This window comes from Virgibacillus tibetensis, assembly GCF_036026595.1.
Classification (GTDB): domain Bacteria; phylum Bacillota; class Bacilli; order Bacillales; family Amphibacillaceae; genus Virgibacillus_P; species Virgibacillus_P tibetensis.
On the sequence record NZ_JARZFX010000002.1, the window covers coordinates 165,521 to 184,516 of the forward strand.

17 protein-coding genes are annotated in these 18,996 nt (G+C 39.5%); 5 read left to right on the forward strand and 12 right to left on the reverse strand.

Annotated features, from left to right (window positions below):
* Nucleotides 1–102: 102 nt before the first annotated feature.
* Both ftsW and QGM71_RS05675 read right to left on the reverse strand, forming a co-directional pair.
* On the reverse strand, nt 103–1,242 hold the full coding sequence (gene ftsW / locus QGM71_RS05670) for a putative lipid II flippase FtsW (RefSeq protein ID WP_327606560.1): 1,140 nt from the start codon (nt 1,240–1,242) through the stop codon (nt 103–105).
* A gap of 108 nt (nt 1,243–1,350) precedes the next feature.
* Nucleotides 1,351–3,522 (reverse strand): DNA topoisomerase III, encoded by a 2,172-nt coding sequence (locus QGM71_RS05675; RefSeq protein ID WP_327606561.1) that lies wholly within the window; start codon nt 3,520–3,522, stop codon nt 1,351–1,353.
* Nucleotides 3,523–3,899: 377 nt separating this feature from the next.
* Here QGM71_RS05675 and ytaF point away from each other — a divergent pair, with 377 nt between their 5' ends.
* Nucleotides 3,900–4,511 (forward strand): sporulation membrane protein YtaF, encoded by a 612-nt coding sequence (ytaF, locus tag QGM71_RS05680; RefSeq protein WP_327606562.1) that lies wholly within the window; start codon nt 3,900–3,902, stop codon nt 4,509–4,511.
* Between the two features lie 19 nt (nt 4,512–4,530).
* Here ytaF and QGM71_RS05685 read toward each other — a convergent pair whose 3' ends face one another.
* From QGM71_RS05685 to QGM71_RS05730, 10 genes are all read right to left on the reverse strand, one after another.
* On the reverse strand, nt 4,531–5,322 hold the full coding sequence (locus QGM71_RS05685) for an SDR family oxidoreductase (protein ID WP_327606563.1): 792 nt from the start codon (nt 5,320–5,322) through the stop codon (nt 4,531–4,533).
* A gap of 708 nt (nt 5,323–6,030) precedes the next feature.
* The gene (locus QGM71_RS05690) at nt 6,031–6,420 is read right to left on the reverse strand and encodes a 5-carboxymethyl-2-hydroxymuconate Delta-isomerase (RefSeq protein WP_327606564.1); all 390 of its coding nucleotides are present in this window, start codon (nt 6,418–6,420) and stop codon (nt 6,031–6,033) included.
* On the reverse strand, nt 6,420–7,187 hold the full coding sequence (locus QGM71_RS05695) for a fumarylacetoacetate hydrolase family protein (protein ID WP_327607043.1): 768 nt from the start codon (nt 7,185–7,187) through the stop codon (nt 6,420–6,422). The genes QGM71_RS05690 and QGM71_RS05695 overlap by 1 nt, the downstream gene beginning before the upstream one ends.
* Complete coding sequence (locus QGM71_RS05700) at nt 7,187–7,975, reverse strand: fumarylacetoacetate hydrolase family protein (RefSeq protein ID WP_327606565.1); 789 nt, start codon at nt 7,973–7,975, stop codon at nt 7,187–7,189. Before QGM71_RS05700 ends, QGM71_RS05695 begins: the two co-directional genes overlap by 1 nt.
* 159 nt (nt 7,976–8,134) lie before the next feature.
* On the reverse strand, nt 8,135–8,611 hold the full coding sequence (locus QGM71_RS05705; RefSeq protein WP_327606566.1) for a flavin reductase family protein: 477 nt from the start codon (nt 8,609–8,611) through the stop codon (nt 8,135–8,137).
* Nucleotides 8,612–8,893: 282 nt separating this feature from the next.
* Nucleotides 8,894–9,877: a 3,4-dihydroxyphenylacetate 2,3-dioxygenase gene (gene hpaD / locus QGM71_RS05710; protein WP_327606567.1), complete on the reverse strand. Its 984-nt coding sequence runs from the start codon at nt 9,875–9,877 to the stop codon at nt 8,894–8,896.
* A 56-nt stretch (nt 9,878–9,933) separates the two neighbouring features.
* Nucleotides 9,934–11,394: a 4-hydroxyphenylacetate 3-monooxygenase, oxygenase component gene (gene hpaB / locus QGM71_RS05715; protein ID WP_327606568.1), complete on the reverse strand. Its 1,461-nt coding sequence runs from the start codon at nt 11,392–11,394 to the stop codon at nt 9,934–9,936.
* A 15-nt stretch (nt 11,395–11,409) separates the two neighbouring features.
* Nucleotides 11,410–12,909 (reverse strand): 5-carboxymethyl-2-hydroxymuconate semialdehyde dehydrogenase, encoded by a 1,500-nt coding sequence (gene hpaE / locus QGM71_RS05720; RefSeq protein ID WP_407702994.1) that lies wholly within the window; start codon nt 12,907–12,909, stop codon nt 11,410–11,412.
* Nucleotides 12,910–12,918: 9 nt separating this feature from the next.
* Nucleotides 12,919–13,842 carry a 2,4-dihydroxyhept-2-ene-1,7-dioic acid aldolase gene (gene hpaI / locus QGM71_RS05725; protein ID WP_327606570.1) on the reverse strand — a complete coding sequence of 308 codons (924 nt, stop codon included), beginning with the start codon at nt 13,840–13,842 and terminating at the stop codon, nt 12,919–12,921.
* Between the two features lie 363 nt (nt 13,843–14,205).
* Nucleotides 14,206–14,832, reverse strand: a complete 627-nt coding sequence (locus QGM71_RS05730; RefSeq protein ID WP_327606571.1) for a GntR family transcriptional regulator — start codon at nt 14,830–14,832, stop codon at nt 14,206–14,208.
* A 445-nt stretch (nt 14,833–15,277) separates the two neighbouring features.
* Here QGM71_RS05730 and QGM71_RS05735 point away from each other — a divergent pair, with 445 nt between their 5' ends.
* The 4 genes from QGM71_RS05735 (at nt 15,278) to QGM71_RS05750 (ending at nt 18,930) form a co-directional block, all read left to right on the forward strand.
* Nucleotides 15,278–15,655 (forward strand): GntR family transcriptional regulator, encoded by a 378-nt coding sequence (locus tag QGM71_RS05735; protein ID WP_327606572.1) that lies wholly within the window; start codon nt 15,278–15,280, stop codon nt 15,653–15,655.
* A gap of 1 nt (nt 15,656) precedes the next feature.
* Entirely contained in the window at nt 15,657–16,508 is an 852-nt protein-coding gene (locus QGM71_RS05740) for an ABC transporter ATP-binding protein (RefSeq protein WP_327606573.1), read from the forward strand.
* Nucleotides 16,509–16,934: 426 nt separating this feature from the next.
* Nucleotides 16,935–17,600, forward strand: a complete 666-nt coding sequence (locus QGM71_RS05745; RefSeq protein WP_327606574.1) for an ABC-2 transporter permease — start codon at nt 16,935–16,937, stop codon at nt 17,598–17,600.
* 475 nt (nt 17,601–18,075) lie between these two features.
* Nucleotides 18,076–18,930 carry a CvfB family protein gene (locus QGM71_RS05750; protein WP_327606575.1) on the forward strand — a complete coding sequence of 285 codons (855 nt, stop codon included), beginning with the start codon at nt 18,076–18,078 and terminating at the stop codon, nt 18,928–18,930.
* Nucleotides 18,931–18,996 lie beyond the last annotated feature (66 nt).

An 18,996-nucleotide genomic window follows, 5' to 3' on the forward strand; every position in this document is an offset into this window, starting at 1 on the left:
TACCTCGTCTTACAAACTATTTTTTGTTTAGCATTTACTATTAATTAGCCCATTGTATATGAATAAGGATTTCATCATTTTAACATACCAAGATACTACTGGCTATATTGCCTTAGAAACATTTCTTTCTGAATTCTTCTTCCTTTGACTTATTTGCATAGATATATTCATTAAAATACCCAACCCAATCAGCGTTATAAGCATGGAAGAACCTCCGTAACTGATTAAAGGTAACGTAATACCAGTAATCGGCAAGAGGCCTGATACAGCGCCTAAGTTTAGTACTGCTTGAAAACATATTTGAATTGTAACACCAAAGGCTATGAATTTCCCAAAATAATCAGGTGCATATTTAAAAATTTCAAATCCCTTGAACAGCAGCAGCATATATAATATAACTATTGCCGATAACCCGAGAATACCCAATTCCTCAATAATGATTGCCATAATAAAATCTGTATGTGCCTCTGGGAGAAAGCCCAGTTTCTGAATACTGTTACCTATCCCCGCACCTGTTATACCACCGGTACCTATCGCTACATAAGAATTAACCATTTGAAATCCCAGGCCCAAAGGATCAGCAAACGGGTCCATAAATGAAGTTAACCGGTCTGAGCGATAATCGGCCGAGGTTGCCAATAGGATAACACTCATCAGTGCTACTGCACCTAAAGCAAACAAATGATGCCACCTTGCAGCGGAAATCAGTAAGATACTACCACAAGCAACTAATAAAGATATACCTGTACCCAGATCGGGCTGTAATACGATCAGTGCAAATACCACCACAAGCAAAATTAACGGTGGTAGTAGCCCTTTTCGAAAATCTTCTATATAGTCACGTTTATTCATATAAGCTTTTGCAAAATATAAAATCATAATGATCTTAGCAATTTCAGATGGCTGAAATAAGATCGGTCCAAAACCCAACCAGCGGGTAGAATAGTTTCGTTCTACCCCAACCCCTGGAATTAAAACTAAGGTCAGCAATACCAGCATTAAAATTACCATTGGTGCAATAAGTTTTCCATACAATTGATAGGGAATAAAACTGACAATAAAAAACATAATTAAACCAAGGACAATCCACATTAGTTGCCGATCAAAGAAATGAGTTGCATTACCATATTCCAAAATAGCATATGTGTAACTAGCACTGTACACCATCATGAGTCCTATTAAAATCATCATAAATACAGTAATAAATAACGAAAAGTCTATGGAGGCGATTTTATTTTTCAATGGAATGGCTCACCATCTTTCCTGCTTTTTTTAATCAGCTCCAAATAAAGTGATTTAGATAAAAGACTAAGAAGCTTCCCACCATCACTGGCTAGAAGTCTCCTCTTCCTACTTCTTTAATTTTGCCAAAGCATCTGCCAGGGCATTATTTTTGAATCCATCATCCTGTTTATTTAAATATTTATTTACATCCTTCTTCGATACTTTATGTTTCTTTTCACGCTGTTTTCTCTCGTTAAAGGTAGAGAGCTTCTCTCTGTGTCCACACTTACACATAAACGTTTGTCCTTCTCCTTCACCGCGTAATTCTAAACGCTTATGGCATTTTGGACAGCGCGCGTTTGTTTGTTTAGCAATATTTTTCTTATGTCCGCAGGCACGATCCTGACAAACAAGCATCTTCCCGTGCTTATTATTTATTTCAAGCATGAGCTTACCGCAGTCCGGACATTTTGTGCCAGTCATGTTATCATGTTTAAACTCTTCGTCGCTTCCTTTAATTTCCTGAACAACTTCTTTCGCATATCCTTTCATCTCAGAAATGAATCGATTTTTGTCGAGTTTCCCTTCCGCTATTAAACCAAGTTTCTGCTCCCATTCGGCTGTTAGCGCAGGTGAGCGTAATTCTTCTGGTACCAAATCAAGTAACTGACGGCCTTTTGATGTAAGGTGAATATGCTTGCCTTTCATTTCCATATACATACTGTTAAATAATTTTTCGATAATGTCGGCACGGGTAGCGACTGTTCCCAGTCCCCCGGTTTTATTAATCGTGCTGGCCAAATGCTTCTGGTCTGAGTCCATATAACGAACCGGATTTTCCATCGCCTGCAGTAAGGCTCCTTCTGTAAAACGTTCCGGTGGCTTCGTTTCACCCTCCGTCATCGTTAGACGCACATCAGAGTATATATCGCCATTATTAACACTTGGTAAACGTTGATCATCGTTACTTTCTCCTTCTTCATAACGATTATCATAGATTTCCTTCCAGCCTTGCTTTTTAACAATTTTTCCTTTTGCTGAGAATTTTTCTCCCACTATTTCAGCAGTAATTGTCGTTTGTTCATACTCGTACGGGTCAGATAAAACAGCTAAAAACCTTTTTATAACAAGGTCATATATTTTTCTTTCCTTATCATTCAGTTCATCTAAAATAACATACTGTTCTGTCGGTATAATTGCGTGATGATCCGATACTTTGGCATTATCAACTACGGATTTAGACAGTTTAAATTCCTTTCGGGAGATTTTCCCTGCGAATCGTGCATATTGGTCCACCCCACAAGCTTTTACCCTGTCTTTAAGTGTAGGAACAATATCCGTGGTAATGACGCGCGAATCTGTTCTTGGATAAGTTAACACTTTATGTTGTTCATAGAGCTTCTGCATGAGGGACAAGGTTTGTTTGCCCGAAAATCCAAAAATACGGTTTGCATCACGCTGTAATTCGGTTAGGTCATACAGCTGTGGTGCATGTTTTTTCTTGTAGGTTTTTTCCACATTAATTACCTTTGCCTGCTTCCCTTTCATGCTTCCAAGTAGTGATTCTGCCTTCTCTTTAGAAAACATACGGCTGTTATTTTTTGCATCCTGCCATCTTAATGTAAAGCCTTTACTGGTTTTAGCTTCCAGTCCATAAAATTTTCTTGGCTGAAATTGTTTAATTTCCTTTTCACGTTTGTCAATCATTGCCAGCGTTGGTGTTTGAACACGACCACTCGAAAGTTGTGCATTAAATTTAGTTGTCAATGCTCGCGTCGCGTTTAAGCCGACATACCAATCTGCTTCCGAACGTGCCACAGCGGAAGCGTATAAATTTTCATAATTGCCACCTGGCTTCAGCTGTTTAAAGCCGTCACGTATAGCTTTATCGGTCACAGATGAAATCCACAAACGTTTCACCGGCTTGGTTACACGCGCCTTCTCTAAAATCCAGCGAGCAACCAGTTCACCTTCACGTCCTGCGTCAGTAGCGATTACAATGTTACTGACATCTTTACGATTCAATTGAGTTTTAACTGATTGGAACTGCTTACCGGTCTTTTTAATTACAACCAGCTTTAATTGGGACGGCAGCATCGGTAAATCATCAATCTTCCATGTTTTATATTTCTCATCATAAACTTCTGGATCGGCTAATGTAACTAAATGACCCAGAGCCCATGTCACTATATAGTTTGATCCTTCCAAATAGCCATTTCCCTTTTTACTGCAATTAAGCACACGGGCAATGTCCCGGCCAACAGAAGGCTTTTCTGCTAATACTACTGTTTTACTCAAATTAAAAATCCTCTCTAGATAAAGTGAAACATCATTGAACCAGAACAAACCGGTTTTTTACAGGCAATCATTCTATCCCTGAAAACAGGTACTTTTCAATTTAAATTGTATAGTAAGATATAACTTTCTATCAATCTGCGATAAAAAAACATCTATGGTTACTTTACCACAAATCAAGGATTTCGTGCAGGTCAGCTACTCCACTTTGGTAGAAGATTTTAATTGCAGAATCATTTTGTTGAAGGTGGATTGCGGGTACAAAAAATAAAGAGGTTATTGGATAAACGACAATAAATTGCGCATGCACAAAAATGCTTCACACCAATCTGTTGTATTCCATACAATGAATCTAGAAATAAAACAAAGGAATTGGTGTTATGCTTGTTTATTATACAGGATTGATCTTTTTAGTTGTCGCTGTCAGTCTGGATGGGTTCGGAGTTGGGGTAACCTATGGGATGCGTAAAATACGGGTACCGCTTAATGCACTGTTAATTATTATGCTTTGCTCTGGAATTATTGTTTTATTGGCTATGACAATTGGTAATGTGCTCAATTCCGTAATATCGCCCGCTATAGCCCAAGTAATGGGGGGCGGAATCTTAATAGTTTTAGGTCTTTTCTCATTAATGAATAGTATCCTCCCAAAAAAGGAGAGAAAGCATACTGCTAGAAAACAGAACATATTAACAAGCGTCCTCTCAACACCAGATAAAGCAGACCTTGACCGCTCAGGAACCATATCAGCAAATGAAGCCTTTTTGTTAGGAACTGCCCTTGCTTTGGATGCTTTTGGTGCTGGCATCGGTGCGTCCATGCTTGGCTACTCCCCCTTATTTACGGCTACTCTAATTGCAATCATGAGTGGAATATTCGTCCTAAGCGGTATAAAGGTGGGCATGTTTTTATCGAAAAGCAAACAACTGCAGCGCCTTACGTTCGTGCCACCGCTTCTATTAATTTCGTTAGGCATTATAAATATTATTTAAGATGCTTTTGGATAACGTTTTACAGGGCCTTAATTAGCCCTCCATCAACGACCAGTGACTGACCTGTTATATAGGTGTTCGCACCTGATGCTAAAAATACGATTGCTTTCGCAAATTCATCCGGCCGTCCGTACCTTTTCATTGGAATCTTCTCTTCTGCATCTTTTGTCAGCGTTTCTATTGATACATTCTTTTGCTCTGCTCTAATTTGATTCAGTTCCATTATACGATCAGTTTTAATTATACCAGGGCCTACGGTATTCACGAGAATATTATCATTACTTACCTCTTGCGCCAGTGTTTTTGCCAGTCCAACAATTCCTGGTCGCATCGTATTGGATAGTACTAAATGATCCAGGCTTTGTTTAATCGATGAAGAAGCAAGGTTTACAATATGTCCCCCACCATGTTTTTTCATGTAGGGTATTACTGCCCGGGTTGTTCGGATAAAACTAAGTAAATTCAATTCAAATGCATGGTACCAATCTTCATCTGTCATGTCTAAAAAACTTCCAGCTGGAGGGCCGCCGGCATTATTTATCAATACATCGACAGTTCCATTCAAGCTTACTGCCTTCTCTACCATAGCTGTTATTTCATCCGTATTCTTCATATTACAGGTGATATAGCCAATATTATTATTTCCGGTCTCCTGCTTAATAGTCTCAACCGTAGAGTTTAAAGTTTCTGCATTCCTGCTGCTGATTAAAACATGGGCACCCTCTCTGGCAAATTCCATAGCTGTTGCTTTTCCGAGGCCTTTACTAGCAGCTGTTACGATAACTGATTTTCCTTTTAAATATAGATCCATTCGTATCACTCCTATTATATATAAGACTCTTTCCTTAAGCTTTGTTCCTTTTTTATTTGTCGCAGTTGATATAAACTGCGACGTAGCCGCTGGGTTGCTTTCCGCTGCTGACCGTTGCTTTCACCACTCCGGGTACAAGTGCAACATCTGCTCAGCTTCATTTCATTCGCTTTGCAGTGTTTTCTTTGCCGCTGGGCACGGCTTCAGCCTCCTCGAGAAACCCACTCTGCGGGGTCTTCAGACACGTGCTATTCCCGCAGGAGTCAACGGTCCTCCGCTCCAAAGAACTGTCATAATAGCGGGAATTATTTGCTTCATGTTTTAACCAATAAAGTGATCACCATCGTTCCATTTTTGGACATCACACCAACGGCGGAAATACACGGAGACTCCTCGAAAATATAAAACGCATTTTCTTCGTGCGATGCATCGCTACCGCAGCTTTCCTTGTCCTGCGGGGGGAAAGGCATAGGTGAGACAGCGAAGTGCTTTAGCACAAGTTGGCTCACCAGCCCCCGCTAAAAAGCGTAGTGTATTTCCAAAGCGGTAGGTTACCACTACGACACATCATATATATTTTGTGTCTTTTTTTCGGTGGGACGAGTAATTGCAGGTACAGGTACAGTCTCAATCTTTTAAAAACAGCCATATATAAACTCGAAATCAGCTTCCTTTAATTATAAGGAAAGATTTCGAGTTTTACAATTTCTACTTTGTATAACGTTGATGGATGTTATTTTTCTTATACGTCTCATGAGCTCCGAATTCGTATAATTCCATAGATAGTGCGAGATATCGTGTCTCAAACACCCCTTCAAAATAGGATTCCATCTGTTTAAACAGTCGATCACATATAACCTTTTTCTCTTCAGCTGAGCGCCCTGCACCAATTTTCAGTGTTACATGTACAAAGGCATCATCCTCATCCGCTCCATCCGCAATAAAATAGTCATGCAGTTCAATCGCACGTGAACGTATACCTCCAACTGGAAAAATACCTCCTGCTGCAATTAATGTTTCATTTATTTTTTTAAGGAGTGCTTTCAAATCGCATTCTGCTTTTAAATTGCTCGTATATTCAACGGTAACATGCGGCATTATATACCTCCGTTTCTATGGAAATCCTCATCTCCAACAATGGTGTTTTTCAATGAACCGATCCCTTCTATTTCAGTTACAACCTCGTCCCCCTCATACACATGAACAGTCCCCTTTGGTGTACCTGTAAGGATCACATCATTCTCCCTCAATGTCATAAAACTGCTTAAATACTCGATTAAATAAGGAATACTAAAAACCATATCACTTGTTGAACCTTCCTGCTTCATTTCTCCATTAACATACGTGCGCAAGTTCAGATTCATTGGATCATGAATTATCTCTTTATCTACAAACCAAGGACCGATTGGTGTTAGACCATCCCTGTTTTTTACAGGTAGATTAGGACGATAATAGTTTTCCAGATAATCGCGGATCGCATAATCATTTGCTATCGTATAGCCCGCCACATAATCGTACGCTTTGTCCTGTTTTACATTCCGGGCCGTCTCTCCAATCACAACAGCGAGTTCACATTCATAATGCATATAAGTTACGTCTGATGGGCGGCGGGACTGTCCATTATGACCAACAAGTGTATTAGGACCTTTTAGAAAAACAAGCGGCTCATCTGGTGCGTTAAAACTTATCTCACTGGCGTGATCCGCATAATTTAAGCCCAATGCAAATATGGTTTGCGCTTCAATGGGAGGAAGCCAAACAACCTGTGATGGGTCTACGATTCTACCATCTGACAGCCTCAGCTTCCCATCTGTTTCCACAGCATCATATATTCCGCCAAAACAGGCAACGCGCGCTGTTCTCATCATAAAGCACCCCCTGGTTTTATAGTGCTTTCCTCAATTATAGGGTTCACTAAGGTTCCAATCTGGTCGATAACAATTTTCACCGTATCTCCCGGACTTGCAATCGGTGCATTATTTGGGATTCCAATTAGCAGCATATCGCCTTTATAAAGCGTCATAAATTCTGTCACTTCTGCAAGTAGTTGAGGAATTGAGCGAACAAGATTTTTTGTATTGGATACATGTACTAAATCACCATTACAAAATGTACGGATCATTAATTGATTAAGGTCGGGAACTTCTTCACGTGCGATTATCCATGGTCCTACTGAACAAAAACCATCTCGCGCTTTATTTTTAATAGCTGGTCGAAAAAAGCTATCATGTGCCGTACTCACATCATTCACAACTGTGTACCCATCCACATAACTCAAGGCATCCTGTTTTGTGAGGTGTGTTGCATTTCTGCCAATTATGACGCCAATCGTTGCATTGACTTCTACACCTGATTTCCCAGAAGGAACGGGGATCGGATGTTGATGACTATTGATCGTATTTCTGGGTTTTATATATAGAACGGGTCTAATTGGAGGTTCGTTATATGGCATTTCATGAAATTTCTCCTTCATCGCTTTCTGCTGGTCCCTGAAATTAAATAACGTACCATATATTGTTCCAGAAACAGGCGCCTGAAACGAGAGCGTATTTTTTTTGTACGTTTTGCCATTCCATTTCACTTCATCTATAAAATTGATTCTTATATCGTCCACTTGCTCTGATCCGGTAAACTTTGCTTTTGCACGATACATTAGTTCACTCCTTTTAAATTATGTAGGGGAGAATTGGTACACTTCTGCATTTTCCCTTTAAAATACTCTTTTCTTACTATTTCACTTCGGTTTTACTGAAACATATCCGGTTCTAGAGCAGATTCTCTCAAGCTATTGCTTCATTGTTCCTCTCCCCAGTTACTTCATATCAACGAGTGCTTGTATCTGTTTATATTTACCTTCAAAAAAAGCTAGTGGTGCCCCATCACTAATACAAACATCCGTTACTTTTCCAATGTAGAGTATATGGTCACCAGCAATCACAGTATCATGAACATCGCATGTCAGGTTAACGAGTGAATTCTTGATCGTTGGCATATTATTAAACCAATTAAATTCAATTTCGGTTGTTTCCTCAATTTGCCCGGCGAAATAGGCAGACATATCCTGTTGTTCTTCATTTAATACGCTTACCGCAAACTTACCGGAAACATTTATATAGTTTTTTATATTAGCATTTTCATCAATGGATATTACTACAAGTTTTGGATTTAAGGAAACAGACATAAATGCGTTGGCAGTCATTCCACGAATATCTTTTCCAACCTGTGTTGTCACAACTGTTACACCTGTAGCGAATTTCCCCATCGCCTTTCTGAACGTCAGATCGTCCATATGCTAACCTCTCCTTTTTCCTTAAGTGTATAAAACCTTTTTAAAGTCTCATGTCGGAAGTATTGTTGCTTTTAATTCTCGCAGTTGATATAAAATACGGCGTTTCTTTTTAGTAATGCTTTTTCTCCTTTTAAAGATGGTTGAGTGCTTGGATTCACTTCGACAGAATACTTCGCTTGCCATGGGCCGGCCTCAGTCTCCTCGAAAAACAAAGAACGCTCACTAAGGAGGTCTTCGGACACGTGCTGTTTCGACGAATATGACGTTAAAAAACAATCCTCTTTAAATGACGAAGGTTGGCTTATGCTGCTTCAGCTTACCCGGCTTCTGTTCGACTTCCTCCCCTGTTAACACATCCATTACGGCAGACGCTTCATTAAACCAGCAGTCAGGTGCCGCATGTCCCCAGAACGTCTGCCGCATTGGATCATTAATATCCCAGCGGATTGGCTTGAAGTCTGGATCGCTCGTTAAATAATCTCCATTATATAGCTCTATCCGATGTCCATCAGGATCACGTAAATATAAGAAAAATGCATTCGATAATCCGTGCCGTCCTGGCCCTCGCTCAATAGAATTGCCATATCCCATGGATGCAAGCACATCACATGTATGAATAATAGCTAATGGATCCGGAAGCCAAAAACCAATGTGATGCAGTCGTGGTCCTACGCCATTCATGAAAGCTTGGTCATGCACGGTCTGCTTACGATGCAGCCATGCAGCCCAGATATCCCCATCAGAAGTATCTGTATACTCGGAGCATGCGAAGCCCAGCTTTTCCTGGTAAAAGGCAGATGCACGTTCAACATCCGAAACACTGCAATTAAAATGATCGATCCGCTGCATCCGTGAACCTTTATACAAATCATAACGTTGTAGAAGCCTTTCAGCTGGTTCTATATCTGCAAAAAACTCCAGGGGCAAACCGGAAATATCCTGAACACGCAATGCCCGACCAATCGCATGCTGCTCCCCATTTTCCAGCCACTTTGTCTGATGACCTTCTTCTTCAAATAATAATGACAACGCTTCCAAATCTGCGTTTGACTGTACTTTATAACCTAATGTCTCAACACAGGGTTTTTCAGCCTTCTTCAATACAAGGCTGTGATGAGTATGCTCTTCAAGTCCACGAAGATAAATGTGTTCAGCATCAGATTCCGTTTCTATAAAACCAAGCGCATCTACATAAAACTTACGTGAGGCATCCAGGTCGGTCACATGCAAAATCGCCCGTGCACATCGAATAATATTAAAATCCACAAAGGTTCCCCCTTTTAATAGGTGTAGCTATCACTTGATAAACCACTGTATCTACTTTAAATCTTCACTCCGCTTGATTTTTTCATAAAGTCAGCGACATAGCTTTTGTACGTATCTTTTTCAAATTCATCAAAGTAAGTCATACCCATTTTAACCGGGTCCCCAAAGAAATAATATTCGTAATGTGCCTGCCTGCTGCCGAATGAACTCATGGTCATGTCCCAGGCCAGTCGGAATAGCTGAACACGCTCATAGCCATCCAGATTCTTGCCTTGCAGACCTCGTTGGATGATTGGTCCGATCTCCTCATGCTGGAAATCTGCTTGGGTGGGAATTCCCATTAAGCCAGATGCACCCAGTATTTTCACTATTTCTACCATGCGTGGGTAAATCCTTGGATACCAGTTACGAGCAGCATTTAGTGCATCGAAGTCTGGTGTCATCGTTCCCGATTTATCGAGTTTCGCATTATGCTCCGCGCGATACAGATGGGAGCGCATCGTCTCCAATGTCAGCATTATTTCCGTTCCTTTGTCCTTCACATGCTGGAACTGATCAATACCAATTGCATCCATCATGCTTAGTACAACACCAAGGAGGAATTCTGTTTTCACAATGTTTTTCGATACAACCTGGTGAGACATGTGTACAACAGCATTTGTTTCTCGGAAGGTCCGATTACAAACAGATGAATTTCCACAAACAAAGACACGTTCCCACGGTACAAAGACATTTTCAAAGGACACAATTGCATCGCCCTCTTCAAAACGGGAACCGAGTGGATGATCCCAATCATTTTTCCCGTAATCAAATGACTCACGACTAATAAATTTTAGACCAGGCGTATTATTCGGTATGGCAAATGCCAGTGAATAAGGGTCGTCAAGTTCTCCGGCCTTTTTAACAGTTGAGGGGAATACTAGAATTTCGTCTGTAATTCCACCTTGAGTTGCAAGCAGGCGTATGCCATCAACAATTATTCCGTCCGAGCGTTCCTCTACCAAATGCAGGGCAACATTTGCATCCTTTTGCTGATGCTGCATTTTTGCCCTGTTAACCTGTGGGTGAATTAATGTATGTGTCAGACTTATATCATTTTCTCTGGCGTATTCATAATAATTACGTGCATTCTCAGCGAAGCGTGGATCGGCTTCTGCAAATAAACCATTATTCATTCCCATAGCCATTACTTCTGCATTCAGATAGTCAGGGGATCGACCCATCATCCCACCAGAGGTCCTTGCCCATTCCTGTATTGCTTCCCGTCTTAAAATTAAATCCTCAATTGTTTTCGGCTGCAAAAAAGTCATACCCACCATGTCACCGCTTGTTGGTGATGTATACAGCATTTTATCTTTCTTTTCATACTGTAAATCATAAAGATCGGCCATCGATTTTACGACATTCTTAAAAGCCGGGTGTTCCGTCACATCATCAACGCGCTCCCCTTGGCAATATATATTATTCTTTGCTTCTTTTAATCTGCGAATATAAGCTGCACCTGTTTTTGCTGGCATAATCGTTTTCCCTCCCTATTTTTTCTTTCCAAACTGTGGAATGTGATGATCCTTCATTGCTACATGGATTGCTTTTGGTTCAGTGTAAAATTCCATTATTGCAAAATGTCCGCCTTCGCGACCGATTCCACTTGCCTTCATGCCGCCAAACGGAATTCGTAAGTCTCTAACATTCTGGGCATTTACCCAAAGCATTCCTGAATCTATCGCCTGTGCTACACGATGACCTCGTTTTATATCATTCGTCCAGACATATCCTGCCAATCCGTATTCTACGTTATTTGCCATCCTCACAACTTCTTCTTCTGTTTCGAATTCAATTACAGCCATTACCGGGCCGAAAATTTCCTCCTGACATATGCGCATATCATTGCTTGCTTCCAGCAATAAGGTTGGTGGTACGAAATTACCTGCTTTAACAGCTTCTGGAACGCTGCCTTGATAAATTGCACAGCCTTCTTCTTCTGCCATTTCAATATATCCAGACACTTTATTAAAATGACTGTGGTCTATCAAGGGTCCGATCTGAGTCTCTGGAGCGGCAGGATCTCCAATAACAATGTTGTCAACACGCTCTTTTAATTTGCTGACAAATTTATCTTTTATATTTTTATGCAAGAAAACCCTGGAGTTTGCTGTACACCGTTCGCCATTAAAGGAGAATATCCCCCAGACTGCTGCATCAAGGGCACGTTCAAACTCAGCATCATCAAAGACGATTAATGGTGACTTCCCGCCAAGCTCCATCGAAGTTTTCTTCAATGTGCCAGCCGCATTGCGAATGATCGTCTTACCTGTAGTAGTTTCACCAGTGAATGAAATGGCTTTTACTTTTTCATTTTTGACAAGTGCATCACCTGCCGTTTCTCCAAATCCATGGACGACATTGAACACGCCCTTAGGCAGTTCTGCTTTTTTCATAATTCCAGCGATTTTATTTGCGGAGAGTGGCGACAACTCAGCCGGTTTTAAGATGACTGTATTACCTGTTGCCAGGGCTGGTGCGATCTTCCATGTTGTCAGCATAAAAGGTGCATTCCATGGGGTGATTAAACCAACAACTCCAAGTGGCTGGTAGACAGTATAATTAATAAATTCATCATCAACCTGGTATGCATCCCCATGCATTCTCGTCTGAACCATACGGGAGTAGAACCTGAAATTTTCAGCTGCCCGCCCTACCATCTTACGTGTTTGGCTGATGGGCAAGCCGGTATCGAGCGTTTCCAGTATAGCGATTTCATCCACTTCCTCATCAATCAAATCTGCAATTCGCTCAATATACATCATGCGGTCTTTGAGCTTCATACTTCCCCATGGTCCATTAAGAAAAGCTTCTTGAGCAGCTGTTGCCGCTTTTTCAATATCAGATCGGTCTCCTTTAGCTATGCGATTTATTACTTCATTTGTAAAGGGGTTTTTGTTATCGAAGTACCCCGATCCAGCAGCATGTATAAATTCTCCGTTAATATAGAGCTGTACATCTGCCACCTTTTTATGTTCCAACTGATTCACCTTCTTTACTTAAATTGTGTGTACATCCTCTTTGATTAATTGATAGGTTACTAATGTATCTCTGATTTCCTCTTGAATTTCCATAGATGGGACATCCAGTGGCTTGCGTAAAACCGGCTCTATCTTGCCCATCATCCCTAAAGCAGATTTGGCTGGTGCTGGATTTGTGTCGCGAAAAAGCACATCATTTAGTGGCATCATTTCATAATGCATATCCTGTGCTCCTTTAACATCTCCCGCTTCCCATTTATTAAAAATATCAGCAACTTCTTTTGGCGCAACGTTTGCTGTTGCACTAATATGTCCTGCGCCACCGATTGCCAGCATTGGGTAACATAGAACTTCAATTCCAGAATACAAATTAAAATCTCTTCCACATTTCAACAAGACCTTATTTACATGCTCGAAATCTTTATTGGACTCTTTGACCCCTATAATATTAGGACAATCCTCTGCTAATCTCGATATTGTAACCGCTTCCAAATTCACGGCTGTTCTACCTGGAATATTATAAAGTATGATTGGAATATCTACAGAGTCTGCAACTGCTTTGAAGTGTTTGTATAGGGCGTGTTGGTTTGGCTTATTGTAGTAGGGGACAATTACCATCGCGCCATCTGCCCCCATCTCTTGTGCGGCTTTCGTCATTCGAAGTGTTTCCTGGTGATTGGTGGACCCTGTACCTGGTAAAAAAGGAACTCTGCCGTTTACTGTTTTACAAGCTGTTTCCATAACCTTTTCCCGCTCTTCAATGGACATCGAACTCGGTTCTCCAGAGGTTCCAGTTACCGATATACCATGACTTCCACTAGCGATATGCCAATTAATCAGCTCCTGGAATTTAACATAATCAATCGATTCATCCTGGTGAAATGGTGTAATTACTGGGGAAATCGATCCTCTGAAACGCTTTTTCGCTTCATCATATGACATTGCAATCCCTCCAATTTTTAGTTTTAAATATCTACTAATATTCTGAATAATTAAATCGTATATGATTTCGCATATAATGTCAACATTACTTTTTTTCTTAGCTGGAAATCTAAAAGATGAGAATTTACCTGCAACATGACATAAATTCACGGGGAATAGTAGCAGCTGAAGATCCTAAAGGACATGGAACAGTCTGAAGCCCCCCAGCGCTGGACTCATCTAATAATGATGGGAGGAGCTAGGCTAAAGATACGTTGCAGTTTAAATAAATAGTTACAAACCACGAGAAAAAAGAGTTAGAGAAAAAAAGAAAAACCTATACAGTAACTGCTTTTAACAGTTGCTATACAGGTTCATCTGTTTTTATGTTTGTTTTAATCGTCGTCTTTCAAAATCTTCGGCTGTCTTTATTTTATGCTGGCGGCTTAATTGCTCCAATTCGGGGAAATCGCTACCATTTTCTAACAGGGAAATTATCTCTTCATGCTCTTTTATTGATTCCTTCACTCGTATGGAATATAACGTTGAACCGACACCTCGAATAGAATCAAGGCGGCTTGTCGTATCTTTTATCGACTCCATTAAGTAGTTATTATTGCATTCTTCCCAAATCATTTGATGGAATGCTGTATTTAACTTACTGTATTTTATAATATCAAACTCCTCAAGAGCCTCCTCCATTAATTTATTGTGAACTTTCAGCTGCTTGATTTTATTTCCAGGGAATCGCTGGGCACTCAGTACCGTCGCATAGCCTTCCAAAACAGCTAGCACACGTAAAGTATCTGAGTAATCCGATTCATTTACTTCCGCTACGACTGGACCAACATTCTGCTTGTAAAATATTAACCGTTCTGACTCAAGCTGACGAATTGCTTCCCTTACTGGAATGGAACTGGTTTCCAGTTCTTTCGCAATTTGATCAATAACAATACGTTGTCCAGGAACATACACCCGTTCAATTATTCTTGCCTTTAATAACCGATACACTTTTTGTTGTTTGTTTTCCTTTATCATAATAAATCAATAATATATAAAATAATATATGATGTCAATCTATGAAAAAATTAAAGTAATCCCTTCATATAAAAAGCCACTGAAACTTACTTCAGCAGCTCTATTAATTATAACATGGAAATAATCCAACCTATCACAACAATCGCACCAATAACCATTAATATTGTTCGTAGCATATACTTATCATCCTTTCATTTATTAATTCTAATTTATTAATGCACATATCAGTAAGTTACCCATTATTAACTAAATAAAAACATTCCGTTCTGTGCTTTGATGACATTCCTCCCCGTTTGGAACAATCTGAGGCAGATTAAAGCGCAATAACCTTCAAACATAATTTAAATCTTTCTATTGACTTAATTTGTGTATATTGTATATATTGTATATATACAATTATAAAACGAGGGATAATCTGATGAATATTCTAATCGCCAGTACGAGTAAAGAACCACTGTTTCAACAAATTAAAGAACAAATAAAACAGCACATTTTCTCTGGCGAACTTAAGGAAGGCGATGCCCTTCCTTCGATGAGAGTTCTTGCAAAAGATTTAAAAGTAAGCGTCATAACAACTAAGCGCGCGTATGAGGATTTGGAACACGAAGGTTATTTACTATCTGCAGTCGGCAAAGGAACTTTTGTAGCTGGCCAGCAACCACACGTCCTGAGAGAATGGCAGGTTCGTGAGCTGGAAAATGATCTAGAAAAAGTCGTTCAAGAAGGCAAACGGTTAGGTTTAGCGAAATCTGATCTAATCGAGCTTATTGATATTTATTACGAGGAGGACCTATAACATGAATACAGTTGAATTTCATCATGTCACCAAAAAACGGAAGGACTTTTCTATTGAGAATTTAAACATCAATATTCCAAAGGGCTACATTACCGGGTTCATCGGTCCTAATGGTAGTGGGAAAACGACAACGATTCAAATGATGATGAACATTTTACAATTGGATGAAGGAAACATCAAATTGTTTGGAACACCACATAAAGACCACACCATTAAACAAAGAATTGGCTTTGTCTATGATGATCTTTATATGTATGAAGAATTTACAATTAAAAAGATGAAATCATTTATTGCACCATTGTATAACACGTGGAACGAGAATTTGTTTCAAAGCTATTTAGCAAAATTTGAGCTTCCGACACGTAAAAAATTGAAGAAGTTTTCGAGGGGAATGAAAATGAAGTGCTCCCTCCTTTTTGCCCTTTCACACGAGCCCGAATTTATTGTAATGGATGAGCCAACAGGAGGTCTGGACCCTATTTTCAGAAGGGAATTATTGGATCTTCTGCAGAACTTAATGGTAAATGAAGACCAAACGATTTTCTTATCCACCCATATTACAACAGACCTGGATCGCATCGCAGATCACGTTATCTTCATTTATCAGGGAAAGATCATTCTTCAGCAAAGTATGGATGACATAAAGGGACAGTTCCATGTCATAAAAGGGAAACGGGACATGATAGACGCGGATACTAAGGAACTTTTTATTGGAATTCAAAATACAGAAGTAGGATTTAGCGCCTTATTTGAGGGGAACCCATCTATTTTCAATACATTTGGCAATGAAATTGTGATTGATCATGCAACACTCGAAGATATCATGTATTTCATGACTAGAAAGGAGAACTAATCGTGCTACAAATGCTAAAACGCAACTTTTATTTAACTATAATATAAATCCTATTTATTTCTTTTCACCCTCTTTTCCTATGAATATGCCAAATACCCTCATGTATGTCGGTATAATGCTCGGTTTTATTTTCAATGTATTTTATGACAACAAGATTATGTAAATCGTTTACTTTTAAGTATGCCTTTTAATTTGAAAAAAATTGTATTCAGCAGGTAGGGCTTTTTACTGTAACTGTGATTCATTTATTCTAATGCACATTATAATCTTCCCTACTTAGATAAATCCGTTAAACAGCGTTCCGTATTAGCCATAAAGCCTTCTTTAATTCTGGCCAAATTTTCAGTTGGTTTTTATATCTGTCTTATAAACTTTCGGCATTGATTTTTTTGAGAAAAGATATTATATAGAGGGAGGAAAAAATAAATGAAACAACTTGTTAAGTATGATTTTTTAGTACATACCTGGGGAGCGATCTTATCGGTTTTTATTTTGATACCAATAGGTTATGCAGTTAATCTCCCACCGATATCCACGTATATCATAGTTTTAGTAACTTCAATCATCACCCTTTTTTATTATGATACGCGCGCGAATGCAAATCATTTTTTAGTAAGCTTACCTATTTCAAAAAGCAGTATTGTCAAAAGCAGATACCAATCGGTTATCATTTTTGCATTATGTATACTTATTTATCAATGGATAATAGGTCACGTGTTACCACCCTTTTTCGAAGCTTCCAACTATGTGTATAGTTGGAAGGAAATCATGATACTGGCCAGTCTCTCTGCATTAATCGCAGCAATTGTAATTCCGTTCTTTTATTTATTTCGGTCATTTATAATTGCGGCTGTGTGTGTCCTAATTATTGTATTCATAACTACCTTTTATTTGCTCGGCGCACTAATAACTGTTTTAAGCATGGAGGACCAGGATATGATCATCTTTAACGATCTAGACCCCGGGTTTGTTTTACTAGTTGAAAAGCATATTCCAGTTCAACCATTTCTGATCTTGCCACTCGTTTCTATAGTAATTTTATATGTATCAATAGCCGTATCCACACAACTTTTCTCGAAAAAAGACATTTGAACTTGACAAGCTAATCCATATATGAGATTATAGTTGAGTTAACGAAATGAAGTAACAAATAAGTTATTCTGGCATTCTACGTAATGTTTTTGAAGAAGCTTATTCACACTGGCGCGACTAAAGGGTCGCAAGGACGTAAAAGCAGGTAGGGTTTACGTTGCTTAAGTTAGAGAACATCATCCAGTGGAACACGTACCGCGGTTAAAGTGAAATGATTCTTATAAGACTCGAGACTCGAATCTTGCGAGTTAAGAAAAAGAAGTTAATGTTAATCCATGCTGCACATTAAAACAATGTATGCTCCGGCATAATGAGATGAATTTCCCACCCGATTGATTCGGGATAAAATAAAATTGAAGCTTATGTGTTACTTTAGAAATCAAAGGGGTACTCTTACTATGAGTGCCCCTTTTCCAATACATACTATCACCAAGTACAGACAAATACTTACTATAAAAGAAAGAAGGTCAGCTAAATGAATACACTACCACTAGGAACAATTCAGACAATGACAGTACTCCGTAAAATTGATACAGGCTATGTCCTTAAGCAGGATACAGAGGAAGCACTTTTGCACCACAATGAAACTGATGAAGAGCTCGAAATTGACCAGGAAGTTGATGTATTTTTATACAATGACAAAAAAGGTAATGTTACTGCGACTACGTCCTTACCCACCGTCCTAATGGATGCGTACGATTGGGCAGAAGTAGTAGAAGTAATTCCGAAGCTTGGGGCTTTTGTTACTATCGGAATCGCAAAAGAAATGCTTGTTTCAGTAGATGACCTGCCGTTATTTGAAGATGTTTGGCCAAAGGTTGGCGATAAGCTTTTCGTTACATTAGGAAAAGACCAAAAGGATCGCCTGCTCGCTATTCCTGCAACAGAAGGAATTATTGAAAGGACAATAGACCAGGCACCAGATGAATTACTGAATAAACCAGTGAGTGGCAGGGTATATTTTACGAACAGAGAAGGTACTGCAATTATAACAGAAGAAAATTATCGCGGATTCATCCATCACACAGAACGAAAACAGGAACCACGTCTTGGTGAGCTCGTCTCTGGCCGCGTTATAGAAGTGAAACCGGATGGGACAGTCAACATCTCCCTCCGCCCATTAAAACAAGACAGTATGGGTGAGGATGCTGATGCCATTCTTGAACATCTGGAAAAAAACGATGGAGCCATTCCATTCACTGATAAAAGTGATCCCGAGGATATACGTGGAACATTTAATATTAGCAAAGCATCCTTCAAACGCGCACTTGGCAGACTCATGAAAGAAGGAAAGATTGAACAGCGGGATGGAAACACATATTTGAAGTAATACCGTACTACACATTTACGAATAAGAAAAAGAGCGGAAAAAAACCCGCTCTTTTTTTGTTGTCTA

Coding starts and splice junctions, on each gene's coding strand:
- ytaF (WP_327606562.1), top strand. CDS start 3,900: ATGCTTGTTTATTATACAGGATTGATCTTTTTAGTTGTCGCTGTCAGT.
- QGM71_RS05750 (WP_327606575.1), top strand. CDS start 18,076: ATGAATACACTACCACTAGGAACAATTCAGACAATGACAGTACTCCGT.
- hpaB (WP_327606568.1), bottom strand. CDS start 11,394: ATGCCAGCAAAAACAGGTGCAGCTTATATTCGCAGATTAAAAGAAGCA.
- QGM71_RS05690 (WP_327606564.1), bottom strand. CDS start 6,420: ATGCCGCATGTTACCGTTGAATATACGAGCAATTTAAAAGCAGAATGC.
- QGM71_RS05685 (WP_327606563.1), bottom strand. CDS start 5,322: ATGGATCTATATTTAAAAGGAAAATCAGTTATCGTAACAGCTGCTAGT.
- QGM71_RS05705 (WP_327606566.1), bottom strand. CDS start 8,611: ATGGACGATCTGACGTTCAGAAAGGCGATGGGGAAATTCGCTACAGGT.
- QGM71_RS05700 (WP_327606565.1), bottom strand. CDS start 7,975: ATGTATCGTGCAAAAGCAAAGTTTACCGGATCAGAGCAAGTGGACGAT.
- hpaI (WP_327606570.1), bottom strand. CDS start 13,842: ATGTCATATGATGAAGCGAAAAAGCGTTTCAGAGGATCGATTTCCCCA.
- QGM71_RS05745 (WP_327606574.1), top strand. CDS start 16,935: ATGAAACAACTTGTTAAGTATGATTTTTTAGTACATACCTGGGGAGCG.
- QGM71_RS05695 (WP_327607043.1), bottom strand. CDS start 7,187: ATGAGAACAGCGCGCGTTGCCTGTTTTGGCGGAATATATGATGCTGTG.
- QGM71_RS05735 (WP_327606572.1), top strand. CDS start 15,278: ATGAATATTCTAATCGCCAGTACGAGTAAAGAACCACTGTTTCAACAA.
- QGM71_RS05740 (WP_327606573.1), top strand. CDS start 15,657: ATGAATACAGTTGAATTTCATCATGTCACCAAAAAACGGAAGGACTTT.